Below are 16,348 nucleotides of genomic sequence, written 5' to 3'. Positions count from 1 at the left end.
ATGTGTGGTATTGTTGGATATATAGGTCATAGAGAAGCTTATTCTATTGTAATGGAAGGCTTAAAACGATTAGAATACAGAGGTTATGATAGTGCAGGTATTGCGCTATATGATGGTACTGATATCAAATTATCTAAGACTAAAGGTAAAGTCGCTGATCTAGAAGAACGTGTAAAAGAAGAAATCACAACAGAAGGAACAGTTGGAATAGGTCATACAAGATGGGCAACCCATGGTGTACCAAATGATGTAAATTCTCACCCACATTATTCTAATTCAGGTGATCTAGTTATAATTCATAACGGAATTATTGAAAATTACGACTCGATAAAAACAGAGCTTATAAAAAGAGGGTACGTTTTTAAATCAGATACAGATACAGAAGTCTTAATAAATCTGATTGAAGAAGTTAAGAAAAAACAAAACGTAAAATTAGGTAAAGCTGTACAACTAGCACTTAACGAGGTTGTTGGAGCTTATGCTATTGCTGTTTTTGACAAAAACAAACCAAACGAAATTGTCGTAGCTAAACTAGGTAGTCCTTTAGCAATTGGTATTGGAGAAGACGAGTTTTTTATAGCAAGTGATGCCTCTCCTTTTATTGAATACACAAAAAATGCTATTTATCTTGAAGATGAAGAAATGGCTATTGTGCGTCGAAATAAAAAAATAAAAATCAGAAAAATCAAGGACGATTCTGAAGTTAATCCCTCAATGCAGGAGCTTAAGTTTAATCTTGAGCAAATTGAAAAAGGTGGTTACGAGCATTTTATGCTTAAAGAAATCCATGAGCAACCAAATGCAATCAGGGATACTTACAGAGGTCGTTTATTAGCCAATGAAGGAATAATCCGTATGGCTGGTATAGATGATAATATAGAAAAGTTTTTGAATGCTAATCGTATTATTATAGTAGCTTGTGGTACTTCTTGGCATGCAGGATTGGTAGCCGAGTATATTTTTGAAGACCTTGCTAGAATACCTGTAGAAGTAGAATACGCATCAGAGTTTAGATACCGTAATCCTGTAATTACAGAAAAGGATGTGGTAATAGCAATTTCTCAATCTGGAGAAACAGCAGACACACTTGCAGCGATTAAATTAGCAAAATCAAAAGGTGCTTTTGTATTTGGAGTTTGTAATGTCGTTGGATCTACTATTGCTAGAGAAACAAATGCTGGAGCATATACACACGCTGGACCAGAAATAGGTGTGGCTTCCACTAAAGCTTTTACAACACAAATTACTGTTTTGACTTTAATAGCTTTAAAGTTAGCTAAAGCTAATGGAAGTATGTCAAATTCAGATTTCCATCATCATTTACAAGAGTTAGAGCTAATACCTGAAAAAGTAAAAGAAGCTTTAAAAGCAGATGAACACATTAAAAAAGTAGCCGAAATATATAAAGATGCTAAAAACTGTTTGTATTTAGGTCGTGGATATAATTTTCCTGTAGCTTTGGAAGGTGCATTAAAGCTAAAAGAGATATCATACATTCATGCAGAAGGTTATCCTGCTGCAGAAATGAAGCATGGACCAATTGCTTTGATTGACGAGCAAATGCCTGTTTTTGTAATAGCTACTAAAAAAGGACACTACGAAAAAGTTGTAAGCAATATTCAAGAAATTAAATCTAGATCAGGTAAAATAATAGGTATAGTTACCACTGGAGATGTAGACGTTAAAAATGTTGCAGATCATGTAATTGAAGTACCAGAGACAATAGAGTCTTTAACTCCATTACTTACAACAATTCCTCTTCAACTATTATCATACCATATTGCGGTAATGCTTGAAAAAAATGTCGATCAACCACGAAATTTAGCAAAATCTGTTACTGTAGAGTAATTAGATAACTGTTTATACATCAAAGACGCTTTAAAGCTTCTAATTACGCAAAAACCAACCCTGTTTTTTGTGAATAATTAGCTTTAAAGCGTCTTTTTTTTAGAAATACTTATTATGCGTGCATAATTTATTCTCACTTTTTCTAAAAATTTCGTTAAAAAACGTATATTGGCATTATAAATTAACTAAATCTAAAAAATGAGAACAATCCTTTCAATTGTATTTTTGTGCTTTTGCGGACTAACTTTTTCGCAAACAACGATCACAGGAACAGTAGTAGATGATGTAAGTCAGCAACCAATTCCTAGTGCAAACATTATTATTACTGGCACATCAGTAGGAACAGCAACTGATTTTGATGGTAACTTTTCGTTAACGACTGATCAAAATCCTCCTTTCACTATACAAATAAGTAGTGTAGGTTTTGCTTCTAAAGATGTTGAAGTAACAACTAATAAACAAATTATTAATGTTGTCCTTAATGAAGGTACAGCGTTAGACGAAGTAGTAATTTCTGCGTCCAGAACTCCAGAACGTATTTTTGAATCTCCAGTTACTGTGGAGCGATTTGGATTAAAAGAAATTAAAAACACTGCATCTGCAGATTTTTATGATGGTTTAGAAAACCTAAAAGGTGTAGATGTTAACACTAACAGTTTAACCTTCAAATCTGTAAATACGCGTGGTTTTGCAACTTTTGCAAATACACGATTTATGCAATTAGTTGATGGTATGGACAACTCTACTCCTGCTTTAAACTTCCCTATTGGTAACTTAGTAGGTATGACAGAAACTGATGTATTAAGTGTAGAGTTATTACCTGGTGCATCATCTGCCTTATATGGTGCAAATGCATTTAATGGTATTTTATTTATGAGAAGTAAAAACCCATTTGATCATGAAGGTATTAGTGCTTCTTTTAAAAGAGGTATAACATCTCAAGAAGTTGCAGGTGACAATCCGTATACTGACTTAAGTGTAAGAATGGCACACAAGTTTAGCGATAAATTTGCTGCAAAAATTAACTTTGGTTACTTAAAAGGTACAGATTGGCAAGCGACTAGTGAAGTTGATAAACTTGACCCAACTAGAACAAGATCAAACACAAATTATGACGGAATAAATGTCTATGGTGATGAAGTTTCAACTAACATTAGAGCTGCATCAGGTCTAGGTGTTATACCAGATGTTGTAGTAAGTAGAACAGGTTATAATGAAAGAGACTTAACACAATATAACGCCGAAAGTGTAAAAGCTGATTGGGGTTTATATTACCGTCCAATTGAAGGTAACAGTTTAGAGTTTTCATATGTTGGTAAAGTAGGAACAGGTACCACTATTTATCAAGGAACAAACAGATATAATATTGATGGTTTTTTCCAACAACAACACAAACTAGAAGTAAGAAACGACAACTTTTTTGTTAGAGCTTATGAAGTGTCTGACAAAGCAGGAGATTCTTATGACATGGTGTTTACAGGAATTAACATAAACAGAGCTTGGAAAAGCGACGAAGACTGGTTTGGAGATTATATAGCGACTTATGCTGGGATTGAACTTGGTGGTAACCCATTAGGATTAACAGACCAACAAAAACATGATGCAGCAAGAGCAGCAGCAGACACAGGAAGATACGAACCAGGATCACCACAATTTAAAAGTGCATTTAACAAAAGTATAAATGATCCAAATTTAGCTACTGGGTCTAAATTTCAAGATGCATCAAAATATTTTCATAGTGATGCAAATTACAACTTTAGCCACTTAGTGGATATTGCAGATATACAAGTTGGTGGTTCTTATAGAAAATACACACTAAATTCTGGCGGTACAATATACACTGATGGACAAAGCCCAATTGAATATTCTGAATTTGGAGTATATTCTCAAATACAGAAAGATATTGAATTATCAGAAGAAATGGAGCTTAAATTAACCTTATCAGGTCGTTATGACAAATCAGAATTATTTGATGGTTTCTTCTCTCCAAGATTATCAGCTGGTTTAACTTTAAACAGAAATCATAATATTAGAGCTTCTGTACAAACAGGATTTAGAAACCCGACAACTCAAGATTTATTTATTGGATTAGATGCTGGTAGAGCAATTTTAGTAGGTTCTGCTCCTGATAACTTAAATAGATATACTAGAGATTTTAATGTTAGTTTTGAAGGTCAAACCATGTTTGGACAACCTAGTACAGTTACTCAAACAGGTGCGGCTGCATACAACAACTCATATTCAGCAAGTTCTGTTACAGCTTTTGCTGCTGCAGGAAACCCAGCTTTATTAACAGTTGCTAACCCTGAAATTATTAAACCGGAAAAAGTAACTTCTCTTGAAGTTGGTTATAGAGGAAAATACGAAAGTGTAATAGTAGATATTAGCGCTTATTACAACAAGTATGAAGACTTTATTTCTCAAGAAGTTGTAATAGCTCCTTTTTACGGAACCGTAAGTAATGGAGGACTTGGTGATGGAGGACTTTCTGCTCAAGCAATTGCTAATGGAGATTATCAAGCTTATAGTGCTTACACAAACTCTGATGCAGATGTTAACTCTTATGGAGCATCTATTGGACTTTCTACTAAAGTACTAAATGGATTTGACCTAGGAGGAAGTTATACTTTTACTAAACAAGATTTTGATCAAGCTGCTAACCCAGATTTCCAAACTAGCTTTAATACACCAGAACACAAATTTAAAGCAACTTTTGGTCATACAGATTTATTTGAAAACTTTGGATTTAACATCGCATATAGGTTTAGTGATGATTATTTCTGGGAAGCAACATTTGGAAATGGTATAGTACCAGAATTTCATGTATTAGATGCGCAAATTAATTATGAAGTACCTAGCATAAAATCAGTTATCAAAGTAGGAGCTACAAATCTTACAGGTAACGAGTACTTTACTGCTTTTGGTACAGGATTTATTGGATCTATGTATTATGCATCAATAACTATTAATAACTAATAATAATGAAGACTTTAAAAAACATAAAATACATTGGACTTATTGCTATTGCAATTGGCTTCACATCTTGTAATGATGAATCAGATTATGAAGAGTTTTTAGATGTACAACCAGACACAGGTGTTGTATTACCAACCCTAACTAATGGTTCTGTAGATTTTTCAAAATACGTCGCTTTAGGCGCATCATTTACTTCTGGATACACTGATGGCGCTTTATTTAAAGCAGCTCAAGAAAATTCATTTCCAAACACATTATCTAAACAATTTGTTAAGGTAAATGGTACTGCTATAACGCTACCATTAATGAATGATAATATTGGAGGTCTTGTATTTGGATCAACAGTTGTGGCTAATCCAAGATTATTTTTTAATGGATCTGGACCACAAGTTTTACCTGCTACACCAACAACAGATATTACAACTAGTTTAGCTGCAGATGGTAGCATCTTTACTAATGTAGGTGTTCCTGGAGCTAAAAGTACACATATAGATTTTAATGGATACGCTACTGCAAACCCTTACTTTGGTCGTATGGCTACAAGTTCAACAATTTCAATGTTAGAATATGCAATAGCACAAAACCCAACATTTTTTACACTGTCTGAAATTGGTGGTAATGATGTTTTAGGTTATGCAACTACAGGTGGAGATGGATCAGACCCTATCACACCTACTGCAACTTTTGATGTAGTTTTTACTGATATGGTTAATCAATTAACTGCTGTTTGTCCTAACGGAGTTGTAACTAATGTGCCATACATAACCGACTTACCACACTTTACAACTGTACCGCATAACCCATTAGATCCTACAAACCCTAGCTTTGGACCACAAATACCATTATTAAACTCAATATTTGGAGCTTTAAACCCAATATTTAATGCAGTAGATCCAGCTAGAGCAATTGTATTTTCTGAAACATCAGCAAGTCCTGTTGTTATTAAAGATGAAAGTTTAGCAGATATTTCTGGAATCATAATTCAACAATTAAATGCAAGTCCAACCTTCCCAGGTTTTATAGCACAATTTGGTTTACCTGCATCCGCAGCACCATTAGTAGCAAATTTATTAGGTGCTACTTATGGACAATCAAGACAGGCTACTGAAGCTGATTTATTGGTATTACCTAGCTCTTCAATTATAGGAACAGTTAATACTGCCAATGTTGCAACTTTAATGGGACAGGGTTTACCACAAGCCTTAGCAGGACAATTCTCTGTAGAAGGTGTTAGTTTACCTTTGGCAGACAAATGGGTAGTATTACCATCAGAACAAGCTGAAATCAAAACTGCAACAGATGCCTACAACGCAACTATTGCAAGTGTAGCAAACTCTAAAGGTTTAGCTTTAGTAGATTTAAACGCTATTTTAAGTCAAGCCTCTGTAATGGGAGTAGAATTTGATGATTACAACTTATCAACAAGTCTAGTTACTGGTGGTTTAGTAAGTTTAGATGGTGTACATTTAACAGCAAGAGGATACGCTTTAATGGCTAATAAATTTTTAGAAGCTATAGATGCAACTTACGGATCAAACTTTGTAGCTTCAGGTAATGTTGCTAAAGCAGAAGACTTTGGTGTAACATATTCTCCAGCACTACAATAAAAACAAAAATTATATAATTTATAAACACCTGTTATTCTGTGTTAAGATAGCAGGTGTTTTTTTATAGATAAAAAAGGAAATCCTCCTTTTTTTTAAATTAAAACACCTATCTTTGCACGCGAAAACAGAAGGTGTTTTCTTTCAATTAAATACCATAATATTAAATAGATAAGTAATGTCAAAAGTTACAGGTAAAGTTGCTCAAATAGTAGGTCCAGTTATCGATGTAGAATTCGCTGCTGGTTCTGAACTACCAAAAATTTACGATTCATTAGAAATTATCAAGACTGATGGTTCAAAATTAGTATTAGAAGTACAATCTCACATTGGTGAAGACACTGTACGTACAATCGCTATGGATTCTTCAGATGGTCTTAGTAGAGGGACAGAAGTTATTGCTACTGGTGCTCCAATACAAATGCCAATTGGTGGAGATGTTTACGGACGTCTATTTAACGTGATTGGAGATGCAATTGATGGTTTAGGAGAACTACCTAAAGCAGGAGATGCAGGATTACCAATACACAGATCTGCTCCAAAATTTGAAGATTTATCAACATCTACGGAAGTATTATTTACAGGTATTAAAGTAATTGACTTAATTGAGCCTTACGCAAAAGGAGGTAAAATTGGATTATTTGGTGGTGCAGGAGTTGGAAAAACAGTATTAATCCAAGAGTTAATTAACAATATTGCAAAAGGACACGGTGGATTATCTGTTTTTGCAGGAGTTGGAGAAAGAACACGTGAAGGTAACGATTTACTTCGTGAGATGTTAGAGTCAGGAATTATCAAGTATGGTGATGACTTTATGCATTCTATGGAAGAAGGTGGATGGGATCTTCAAAAAGTGGATAAAAATATAATGAAAGAGTCTAAGGCTACTTTCGTATTTGGACAAATGAATGAGCCACCTGGAGCTCGTGCTCGTGTAGCACTTTCAGGATTAACAATAGCAGAATACTTCCGTGATGGAGCTGGAGAAGGACAAGGAAAAGATGTACTTTTCTTCGTAGATAATATCTTCCGTTTTACACAAGCTGGATCTGAGGTGTCTGCATTATTAGGTCGTATGCCTTCTGCTGTAGGTTACCAACCAACATTAGCAACAGAAATGGGTGCAATGCAAGAGCGTATTACATCAACTAAAAGAGGTTCTATTACATCTGTACAAGCGGTATATGTACCTGCGGATGATTTAACGGATCCTGCACCAGCAACAACGTTTGCTCACTTAGATGCTACAACAGTATTATCTCGTAAAATTGCAGAGCTTGGTATTTATCCAGCAGTAGATCCATTAGATTCTACTTCTAGAATTTTAACAGCAGACATTTTAGGTGATGAGCACTACAACTGTGCACAACGTGTTAAAGAGTTATTACAACGTTATAAAGAATTGCAAGATATTATCGCCATTTTAGGTATGGAGGAATTATCTGAAGAGGATAAAATGGCTGTAGGTAGAGCAAGACGTGTACAACGTTTCTTATCTCAACCATTCCACGTAGCTGAACAATTTACAGGTCTTAAAGGTGTTTTAGTAGACATTAAAGAAACTATTAAAGGATTTAATATGATTATGGATGGTGGTTTAGATCACTTACCAGAAGCTGCATTTAACCTTAAAGGATCTATTGAAGAAGCTATCGAAGCAGGAGAAAAAATGCTTGCTGAAGCTTAATCTAAAAAATTAAAAACATGCATTTAGAAATTGTATCACCAGAAGCAACATTATTTAAAGGAGAAGTAACTAGCGTTACTGTTCCTGGAGTAAATGGTGACTTTGAGATGTTAAACAATCACGCACCAGTGGTGTCTTTATTAAAAGAAGGAACCGTTAAAATAGCTGGTAATATTGTACTAGATAAAGAAGTAGCAGATCGCTTTACAACAGGTGATAAAAACACAACTTTATTAAAAATAAACTCTGGTACACTTGAAATGAATGGAAACAAAGTAATAATATTGGCTGACTAATATTATTAAATCATAATAAAAAACGCGAAACATATGTTTCGCGTTTTTTTTGTTTTATAGCTAATATAAAAATTATACCTTTTTAATCACATTTGTAACTATTCCCCAAATTAAAAAATTATTATCCTCTGTAATTTTAATAATTGGATAATTGGGATTTTCTGGTTGCAACCACACTTCATCTTTAGAGACTCTTAAACGTTTTACTGTAAATTCACCATCTAAAAAACAAACTGCAATTTTATTGTTAGAAGGCTCTAAACTACGATCAATAACCAATAAATCGTTATCATCTAATCCAGCTCCTATCATAGATTGACCACTTACTTTAGCATAAAAAGTAGCCTCTTTATTTTTTACAAGTACTTCGTCTAATGATAAACGATGCTCCTTAAAATCCTCTGCAGGAGAAGGAAAACCTGCCGAAATTCCAGTATCAAAAAATTGTCCGGCTGCATTGTCTACAGCATCTGGTGTAAAGAAGGTTAAGCTTCCTGATTTATGTGCTATCATAGTTTTGTTTACTAAGGTATTATTTTTAACTATACTATTTAACGACTATAATATCGTTTATATTGGTTGTGTATTTTGGCGATAGTCTATCTTGGCGCATTTTCCAGGTATGCTTTAAATCTTGATTTGCTATTTTTACTTTATTATTTTTATACTTAGCATTAATGCTATCAATAGACTTCATTAGTGGTTGATGTTTTGGATTTTCTTGATCAAACAAATGTAGTTGATGATTATCCATTGGCACTAACCCTGTAACAATAACACCTGCTTTTTTGTACTGTATGCCTTTTTTAAAGATAGACATTAATGCACTGATGGCGCAATTACTTATAATTAAAGACGAGTTAGTGGGATAAGTCAAATTTATACTTGTACTAATGCGATGCTGTTCTAATTCTTTTTTATGCTTATCACTTTTTAACATAACTATTATTACGTAACAACTAGAGCCTTGTTTTCTTAATTTTTCGGCACAACTAACTGCAAAGGTCGCAACACGTTCTTTAATATATTCTATATCCGAATAACTATAATCAAAGCTACGTGTAGTTGCAATCATCTTTTTTTGGGTAACTATTTCATCTAACTTTAAAGTTGGAATCCCTTGTAAATCTCGTTTTAACTTAGACTCCACAACCGAAAAGTTTTTTTGAACCCAAGCGTCAGACAATTGTGTAAAATCGTAAGCAGTGCTGCAATCTTTTGCTAATAATTGCTTAGACAACTGCCTTCCCAATCCCCAAACATCCTCAATAGGCAGCCATTTTAAAGCTTTCAGACGACTTTCGTCACTATCTATAACGTGAACACCTTTAGTTTGATAAGGATACTTTCTAGCAATCTTATTAGCGACTTTACTTAAAGCTTTAGTTGGTGCAATACCGACACATGTTGGTATACCTGTCCATTTTAAAATTCGTGATTTTATCTCTAATCCATACTTAGTAAAATCGTAATTATCAAATCCTTGAAAGTATAAAAAGGATTCGTCTATACTATACACTTCAATATCTGGTGAATATTGCTTTAAAATAGACATAACACGACTACTCATATCACCATACAATGGATAATTTGAGGATAAAACGGTAACGTTATTAGCTTTACAAAAGGATTCCCATTTAAAAATTGGTGCTCCCATTGGCAAACCCAACGCTTTAGCCTCATCACTACGTGAGATAACACAACCATCGTTATTACTTAAAATAGCGACTGGCTTACCTATTAAATTAGGGTTAAAAACACGCTCGCAGGAGGCATAGAAATTATTACAATCTACTAATGCAAACATATGTGTAAAATTAAGTAAAATGTTTGAATAATTGTAAACTAAAACTTTGTGAAATGTTAAAGTTTTATTGAACTTAATATGCTAATAGTATTTCAAATATTCAATTAGTCCTCTACAAACTCTAATATATCTGCAGGTTGGCAATCTAAAGCTTTACATATAGCTTCTAAGGTAGAAAAGCGTATGGCTTTAGCTTTACCTGTTTTAAGTATGGATAGATTAGCTGTGGTTATACCAACAATTTCAGCCAACTCGTTACTTTTCATGTTTCGATTTTCTAGCATTATGTCAAGATTTACTATTATGGACATAGGCTATATAGTTAAATCGTTTTCTTGTTGTAATTGGTTACCAGATTTTAATAAGCTTGCTAAAACTAATAGTGATAATCCAATTAGAAAAAATGCGAAATCAAATTCTAATCGAGGATTCATAGATAGATCTAAGCCACCAGACAATCTTTTACCATCTATTAAAGTTTGTGTACTTATACGCCCATAATAAGACCCTAATAAATAGCTAATTAACAAACTTAGAGATTCTGAAAAAATAAACACTACACCTAAATACTTAACCTTCTTATTAAGGTTATGCGTAAAAGTCAGTGATTTATTAAGGCTGTAAAATATTCTTTCCATGAAAAAAAGCATTATAATTAAACTAATTATTCCACTATAAGCTTTTAATATCTGTTCTAAAATAATTATGGGATTATCAGATTTAGCAACAATGAAACCATCAGAATAAAAAATAGATTCTTTTGTGGTAAAATGCTCTATTTCATCATCATAATAAAAACTTAAAATAGTTTTTGTCCCTTTATTAATATCATCCGGAAGTTTATCTACATATTCCGGATTACTACTTCTCCATTTCATACCATTTTCATTAGTATGCTCCTTTATATTTAAGCTTATTTCATTATTAAAAATAGGATTATAAACTCTGTTATTAATTTTTACAGGAGTATAATAGCCTTTTGAATGATGACTCCCAACTCTAAAACTACCTACTTTTCCGTTATCCGTAAATAACTCAAACCCTATATTTACTAAAAATAAAAGAGATACAATTACTAACAAACCTGCAAATAATCGATGTAGTATATAAACTAAAATTTTATTTCTTCTCATAATTATATGGTTAAGTCATTTTCTTGTTTTGCAAACTTAGCTACCTTAAACACTTCGCTTAGTACCATAAAAAATAAACCAAAACAAAGCATAATTAAAAAAGAACTAAAACCAATTTCAAGCTCTAATTTCTGTTTGTACAAAATTTTATAAATAAAAGTTGGAACACCTTGTAAAAAAGCAGCGACCACTAACCAAATACCAATGTTATTTAGATTATAGATAACTACATTGTCAAACAAATTAATTTTACTAAAGTACCTCAAGACCTTTTTAAATAAAAATACACAATACATTAAAATTAAATAAGAACACATTAAGGTAATTAATATAGCTTTACTTAACCTATCAAAACTCTTAATTTCAATGCCATTCATTTTTATAGGAAATCCATCCAAACTATTATCAAATATTACAAACCCAATAAAAATAAGTAACACAGGAATTAATGGAAGTGAAACTATCCAAAAAAAGTCTACTATGGCTTTTAAAATACTTAATTTTCTCATAGTTATTATCGTTTAACAATAACAAATATATTAAAATTATCGAAAAACAATAATTATTTTCTTTAATTTCATTTTAAAAATGAAACAACACGTCGTATATTTAACAAAAACATCAAATCAATAGTCTATGTCTCAAACCTTTAAAACTATAGCTAAATTTCAATATACAGCTGAAGCCCAAATAATAAAAGGACGATTAGAATCTGAGGGTATTGAAGTCTTTTTAAGTGACAATATTACTATTGACACAGACCCATTGGTTAGCAATGCAATAGGTGGTGTTAAATTAAAAGTTTTGGCTACAGATGCTATGCAAGCACAGCACATATTAGAGAGTATTAATAAATACTCTATTGATGATGAAGGCAAAGCAATACACTGTCCAAATTGTAATAGTACTGAGGTTGCGATGTTTTCTACCATTAAAGATCTTAAATCTTTTTTCGCATTTATATTCGGGTTTATCTCTGGCACACTTCCCTTCTACTCTAAAGACAAATACAGATGTGCTAATTGTAACACGGAATTTGATGTAAAATAAATTATTGTTAAAATGAAATACACCATAGACTACATTAAAAAAGTACCAATATGGAAAACCATCCTTGGTATTACAACTGCAATACTGTGTTTGTACATTGTATTTTCAGGACTTATTTATGGCATTGTACCTATAGCATTTAGCATTTTATTATTACAAACGGAGGGCTGTCAAATAGATTTAAAATCTAATACCTACAGAAAAACTTACTCCATTTTAGGTCTTAACTTTGGTAAATGGCTACCGCTTCCAAAAATAGATTATGTTTCTGTGTTTTCAACTAGCTTAACTACAGCGGTTTGGGTTAGTGCAGCATCCACAAACATTACAGAAAAAATTTATGCTATCAATCTTTTTTGCACAAATAATAAAAAAATTGAAGCTAGCACTACACAAAATAAAAAAGAAGCCTTTAACCTTGCCTTACTACTTGCAGAAGCCTTAAACGCCAACATGCTTGATGCAACCAAAGCAGGCGACTTTAAGTGGATGGATAAAAAGCAGTACAAAGATCATGGTACAATAGTTTATACAGATTAATTAACCGATGGATGCTTTAGCGCCTGAAAACAACGCTTTAAAATATTAACAATGGTTTCAATTTCAGTCTCGTTTAAATGCCCAAAACCCAAACGTATAGCACAAACAGTTTTACTTTGATACAATATGGTTTTTGGCAAAAATAAATCGTACGTTTTTGCTTTTTCAGCTAATTTTATAAGTGATATACGAGGCTTAAAATTTATCCAAACCGCTAAACCTCCTGTAGGAACTTGCCAAGTAGCATCATCTTTAAACTGAGTCATTAAACAAGCACATAAATAATCACGTCGTTGCTTGTAAATAGTTATGTTTTTTTTAATTAACCTATGTATTTCGCCTTCAGATATTAATTCTGTCAGGATTTGCTTCTGAATTAAATCGCCTTGTTTGTCCAGAATTTGTAGGTAATTTTTAGCTTCATTTATAATGTTTTCTGGAGCCACTACAAACCCTATTTGAAAACTAGGAAAAAAAGACTGCCCTAAACGCCCTAAGTATATAACCACACCTTCTAAATCTGCACTAGCCATAGGTAACATTGCTGATCCTTCAAACTGAAAGTCGTAATCAAAATCATCTTCAATTATAGCAAAATTATAGGCTTTAGCTAATTGCAATAATTTTAAACGTCGCTCTGCTGTCAATGTCACTGTTGTTGGATATTGTCTATGTGCACACACATACACACATCTAATACTATTTTTAGTAAAGTTTTTTTCGATAAAATCCACATCAATACCATGTGCATCTACAGGAATAGTAATTAAATTTGCACCTGCTTGCTGAAAAATCATATTAGATTTATAATGACTTAAATTACCAACAAGCACAACATCTTTTTGCTGTATTAATAGTTGAGAAATGATATATAAACTCATTTCTGTACTACGTGTACTTACAATATTATTAGGCTTGATATAAAAACCTCGCGTCGCGTTTAGATAATTACACAGCTGAATATTAAAAGTAGTGTAGGATTGCTCTTGGGTTTGATTCCATTTAGATATTAAGGAAGTGCGCTTCATGGAAGCACTATACCATTTAGAAAATTGATAAGTTGGATGCAATCTTAAATCAGGTTGCCCATCGTTAACCACATAATTACTAACTGAAAACTCTTCAGTTGACGCCAAATTAAAAGACGACTGAAACCTAAATCCAGCAACCTCTGGATACGTTTTTAATTGCTCCACACCTTGCAAAACACCTTTTATAGTTGCAGTCTTACGTTCTGGCATTAAAACAAAAGTACCTTTATTGGCTATAATATCCACCCAACCTTGTGAGGCTAACTCGTCATAAACAGCAACAGCAGTGTTTCTATTTATACTAAATAAGTTACTAAATTTTCGTGTTCCTGGTAATGCTGTTCCTTCTTGTAAATAACCACGTTGGATAGCATTTATCATTTGTTGTGCTATCTGAATATAAATCGAAGTGTTTGGCGATTTTTCAAAATGAATTAACGTTTGTAATATATCTTCAACCGGACTACTCATTGTTTTAAAACTGGACTACTTTAGTGATCCGGAAAGTTACGAATTTTGCACTGCAAAAAATGCGAATATATTTTATTATGAAATTTACTTACTTATTTACTTTAATTGGGCTATTATCTTTAACATCTTATGCTCAAGATTTAGAGCAACAACAGCAATTAGACTCGGTTATAATTACATCCTCTAGAATTGAGCTTCCTTTTAAGGAAAACTCAAGAACTATTACTGTTATTTCGTCTTCTGACATAAAAAATAGTGCAGCAACCAATGTTGCAGATCTATTACAACAAGTTGCAGGAGTAGACATTAGACGTCGTGGGACTGCTGGTAGTCAAGCCGATTTATATATTAGAGGTGGTGGTTTTGACCAAACATTATTATTAATTGATGGTATAAAAATGGACGATGCACAAACTGGTCACCATACCATGAACGCAGCCTTACCTATTGAGGTTATTGAACGTATCGAGATTATAAAAGGTCCTGCTGCTAGAGTATTTGGTCAAAACGCATTTACAGGAGCAATAAATATTGTAACTAAAACTAATTTAAACAATTCGGTTTCGGCAAATTTAGAAACTGGTTCTTTTGGTCAATTAAATGCTGGTGTTACTGTTGGCACAGAATTAGACAACTCGTCACACATTATTCACGTTGGTAAAATGACATCTGAGGGTTACCGAAACAACTCAGACTACGACAATACTAACTACTTTATAAAAAGTGTATTTAACAAAAAAGCACAAGCTATAGAGATGATTACAACTTTTTCTGACCGTAAATTTGGAGCAGAAAACTTTTACACGACCAATCCAGCTTTTAATGAATATGAAGAAACTAAAAACAGTTTAATTGGATTTACAACAGCTTTTAATACAGAAAAACTTAAAATTAAACCTCGTATTTATTGGAAACGTAACGAAGATTTATTTTTACTAAAACGTGAGGATCCTTCATTTTTTAGAAACCTTCACATTACTGACAAAATGGGAGCAGAAGTAAATGCAGCTTATACATCAACAGCTGGTGTTACTGGTTTTGGTGTTGATGTTTCTAAAATATATATTAGAAGTAATAATTTAGGGAATCGTAATCGATTTATGACTAACCTATTTTTAGAACACCAATTTAAATTACTAGAGGACAAACTAGATATCACTCCAGGAATTGCAGTAACTTACTTTTCAGATTTTAAATTTCATGCCTTTCCTGGATTAGATCTTGGCTACCAAGTTAACGACAATATAAAATTTTACGGAAACATTGGTTATACTTACCGCATCCCAACCTATACAGACCTATTTTATAATGATTTCAGAACCTCTGGAAATGCTAATTTAGAGCCTGAAGAAGCGTTTGCACAAGAGCTTGGTATAAAATACAACACTAAAAATTTTTCCGGAACGATCGCTTTATTTAACAGAGATGCAAAAAACCTTATAGATTTTATTAGACCTAATGCTACTGAAACTATTTATACAGCGACCAATATTGCAGAAGTTAACACTAAAGGGTTAGAAGTAGATGCGTCTTACAATTTTAAAATCACAGATTTTAATCAATCCTTAGCTGTTGGATACACCTTTTTAGAAGATAATATTTTAGATCAAAATAAAGAATTATCACGTTATTCTTTAAACACTTTAAAACATCATTTTACCACACGTTTAAGCACGCAATTATTTAAAAATGTTAGACAAAACATAGTCTATAAACATGCCGAACGTACAACAGGACAAAGCTATAATGTTTGGGATGCCTCTTTAATTTTAACCGTTAAACAATTAGAGTTTACAGCTACTGCAAGTAATATTTTTGATGCAGATTATATCGAAACTGGTTTTACACCAATGCCTCCAAGTAACGTGTTATTTGGTATGCGTTTTAACTTTAACTAAAGTGTAA

At 32.8% G+C, this 16,348-nt stretch carries 14 protein-coding genes; 8 read left to right on the top strand and 6 right to left on the bottom strand.

What is annotated here, in order from left to right:
- The 5 genes from glmS to AC0L3M_RS13285 all read left to right on the top strand — a co-directional run bounded on the left by glmS (position 1) and on the right by AC0L3M_RS13285 (position 8,411).
- A complete protein-coding gene (gene glmS / locus AC0L3M_RS13305; RefSeq protein WP_292943223.1) occupies positions 1 to 1,848 on the top strand; it encodes a glutamine--fructose-6-phosphate transaminase (isomerizing) in 1,848 nt (615 codons plus the stop codon).
- Positions 1,849 to 2,046: 198 nt separating this feature from the next.
- Positions 2,047 to 4,824 carry a TonB-dependent receptor gene (locus AC0L3M_RS13300; RefSeq protein ID WP_473431082.1) on the top strand — a complete coding sequence of 926 codons (2,778 nt, stop codon included), beginning with the start codon at positions 2,047 to 2,049 and terminating at the stop codon, positions 4,822 to 4,824.
- Positions 4,825 to 4,829: 5 nt separating this feature from the next.
- Positions 4,830 to 6,431 (top strand): SGNH/GDSL hydrolase family protein, encoded by a 1,602-nt coding sequence (locus AC0L3M_RS13295; RefSeq protein WP_473431081.1) that lies wholly within the window; start codon positions 4,830 to 4,832, stop codon positions 6,429 to 6,431.
- Positions 6,432 to 6,606: 175 nt separating this feature from the next.
- Positions 6,607 to 8,115 (top strand): F0F1 ATP synthase subunit beta, encoded by a 1,509-nt coding sequence (gene atpD / locus AC0L3M_RS13290; protein ID WP_341587235.1) that lies wholly within the window; start codon positions 6,607 to 6,609, stop codon positions 8,113 to 8,115.
- A gap of 17 nt (positions 8,116 to 8,132) precedes the next feature.
- The gene (locus AC0L3M_RS13285) at positions 8,133 to 8,411 is read left to right on the top strand and encodes a F0F1 ATP synthase subunit delta/epsilon (RefSeq protein ID WP_099568195.1); all 279 of its coding nucleotides are present in this window, start codon (positions 8,133 to 8,135) and stop codon (positions 8,409 to 8,411) included.
- Positions 8,412 to 8,483: 72 nt separating this feature from the next.
- Here the strand turns inward: AC0L3M_RS13285 and AC0L3M_RS13280 are convergent, their stop codons facing one another.
- The 5 genes from AC0L3M_RS13280 to AC0L3M_RS13260 form a co-directional block, all read right to left on the bottom strand.
- Entirely contained in the window at positions 8,484 to 8,924 is a 441-nt protein-coding gene (locus tag AC0L3M_RS13280) for a LexA family protein (RefSeq protein WP_473431080.1), read from the bottom strand.
- Between the two features lie 34 nt (positions 8,925 to 8,958).
- On the bottom strand, positions 8,959 to 10,218 hold the full coding sequence (locus tag AC0L3M_RS13275) for a Y-family DNA polymerase (protein ID WP_473431079.1): 1,260 nt from the start codon (positions 10,216 to 10,218) through the stop codon (positions 8,959 to 8,961).
- 104 nt (positions 10,219 to 10,322) lie between these two features.
- Complete coding sequence (locus AC0L3M_RS13270) at positions 10,323 to 10,529, bottom strand: helix-turn-helix domain-containing protein (protein WP_473431078.1); 207 nt, start codon at positions 10,527 to 10,529, stop codon at positions 10,323 to 10,325.
- A gap of 3 nt (positions 10,530 to 10,532) precedes the next feature.
- Complete coding sequence (locus tag AC0L3M_RS13265; RefSeq protein ID WP_473431077.1) at positions 10,533 to 11,351, bottom strand: DUF2975 domain-containing protein; 819 nt, start codon at positions 11,349 to 11,351, stop codon at positions 10,533 to 10,535.
- A gap of 2 nt (positions 11,352 to 11,353) precedes the next feature.
- Positions 11,354 to 11,860 carry a DUF2975 domain-containing protein gene (locus AC0L3M_RS13260; RefSeq protein WP_473431076.1) on the bottom strand — a complete coding sequence of 169 codons (507 nt, stop codon included), beginning with the start codon at positions 11,858 to 11,860 and terminating at the stop codon, positions 11,354 to 11,356.
- Positions 11,861 to 11,987: 127 nt separating this feature from the next.
- Between AC0L3M_RS13260 and AC0L3M_RS13255 the strand changes: the two genes are divergently transcribed.
- Entirely contained in the window at positions 11,988 to 12,401 is a 414-nt protein-coding gene (locus tag AC0L3M_RS13255; protein WP_473431075.1) for a putative signal transducing protein, read from the top strand.
- Positions 12,402 to 12,413: 12 nt separating this feature from the next.
- Positions 12,414 to 12,941 (top strand): hypothetical protein, encoded by a 528-nt coding sequence (locus AC0L3M_RS13250; protein WP_473431074.1) that lies wholly within the window; start codon positions 12,414 to 12,416, stop codon positions 12,939 to 12,941.
- Here the strand turns inward: AC0L3M_RS13250 and AC0L3M_RS13245 are convergent.
- Entirely contained in the window at positions 12,938 to 14,443 is a 1,506-nt protein-coding gene (locus AC0L3M_RS13245) for an aminotransferase-like domain-containing protein (RefSeq protein WP_473431073.1), read from the bottom strand. The genes AC0L3M_RS13250 and AC0L3M_RS13245 overlap by 4 nt on opposite strands.
- Before the next feature lie 77 nt (positions 14,444 to 14,520).
- On the opposite strand from AC0L3M_RS13245, the gene AC0L3M_RS13240 reads away from it, so the two are divergent.
- Positions 14,521 to 16,341, top strand: a complete 1,821-nt coding sequence (locus tag AC0L3M_RS13240; RefSeq protein ID WP_473431072.1) for a TonB-dependent receptor plug domain-containing protein — start codon at positions 14,521 to 14,523, stop codon at positions 16,339 to 16,341.
- Positions 16,342 to 16,348 lie beyond the last annotated feature (7 nt).

This window comes from Olleya sp. KJ81-1, from assembly GCF_055808135.1.
This window is presented reverse-complemented; position numbering and strand designations above follow the sequence as displayed.

What these genes read in the sequence shown, in the direction of transcription:
- glmS (WP_292943223.1), top strand. Translation starts at nt 1, where the DNA reads ATGTGTGGTATTGTTGGATATATAGGTCATAGAGAAGCTTATTCTATT.
- AC0L3M_RS13300 (WP_473431082.1), top strand. Translation starts at nt 2,047, where the DNA reads ATGAGAACAATCCTTTCAATTGTATTTTTGTGCTTTTGCGGACTAACT.
- AC0L3M_RS13295 (WP_473431081.1), top strand. Translation starts at nt 4,830, where the DNA reads ATGAAGACTTTAAAAAACATAAAATACATTGGACTTATTGCTATTGCA.
- atpD (WP_341587235.1), top strand. Translation starts at nt 6,607, where the DNA reads ATGTCAAAAGTTACAGGTAAAGTTGCTCAAATAGTAGGTCCAGTTATC.
- AC0L3M_RS13285 (WP_099568195.1), top strand. Translation starts at nt 8,133, where the DNA reads ATGCATTTAGAAATTGTATCACCAGAAGCAACATTATTTAAAGGAGAA.
- AC0L3M_RS13280 (WP_473431080.1), bottom strand. Translation starts at nt 8,924, where the DNA reads ATGATAGCACATAAATCAGGAAGCTTAACCTTCTTTACACCAGATGCT.
- AC0L3M_RS13275 (WP_473431079.1), bottom strand. Translation starts at nt 10,218, where the DNA reads ATGTTTGCATTAGTAGATTGTAATAATTTCTATGCCTCCTGCGAGCGT.
- AC0L3M_RS13270 (WP_473431078.1), bottom strand. Translation starts at nt 10,529, where the DNA reads ATGTCCATAATAGTAAATCTTGACATAATGCTAGAAAATCGAAACATG.
- AC0L3M_RS13265 (WP_473431077.1), bottom strand. Translation starts at nt 11,351, where the DNA reads ATGAGAAGAAATAAAATTTTAGTTTATATACTACATCGATTATTTGCA.
- AC0L3M_RS13260 (WP_473431076.1), bottom strand. Translation starts at nt 11,860, where the DNA reads ATGAGAAAATTAAGTATTTTAAAAGCCATAGTAGACTTTTTTTGGATA.
- AC0L3M_RS13255 (WP_473431075.1), top strand. Translation starts at nt 11,988, where the DNA reads ATGTCTCAAACCTTTAAAACTATAGCTAAATTTCAATATACAGCTGAA.
- AC0L3M_RS13250 (WP_473431074.1), top strand. Translation starts at nt 12,414, where the DNA reads ATGAAATACACCATAGACTACATTAAAAAAGTACCAATATGGAAAACC.
- AC0L3M_RS13245 (WP_473431073.1), bottom strand. Translation starts at nt 14,443, where the DNA reads ATGAGTAGTCCGGTTGAAGATATATTACAAACGTTAATTCATTTTGAA.
- AC0L3M_RS13240 (WP_473431072.1), top strand. Translation starts at nt 14,521, where the DNA reads ATGAAATTTACTTACTTATTTACTTTAATTGGGCTATTATCTTTAACA.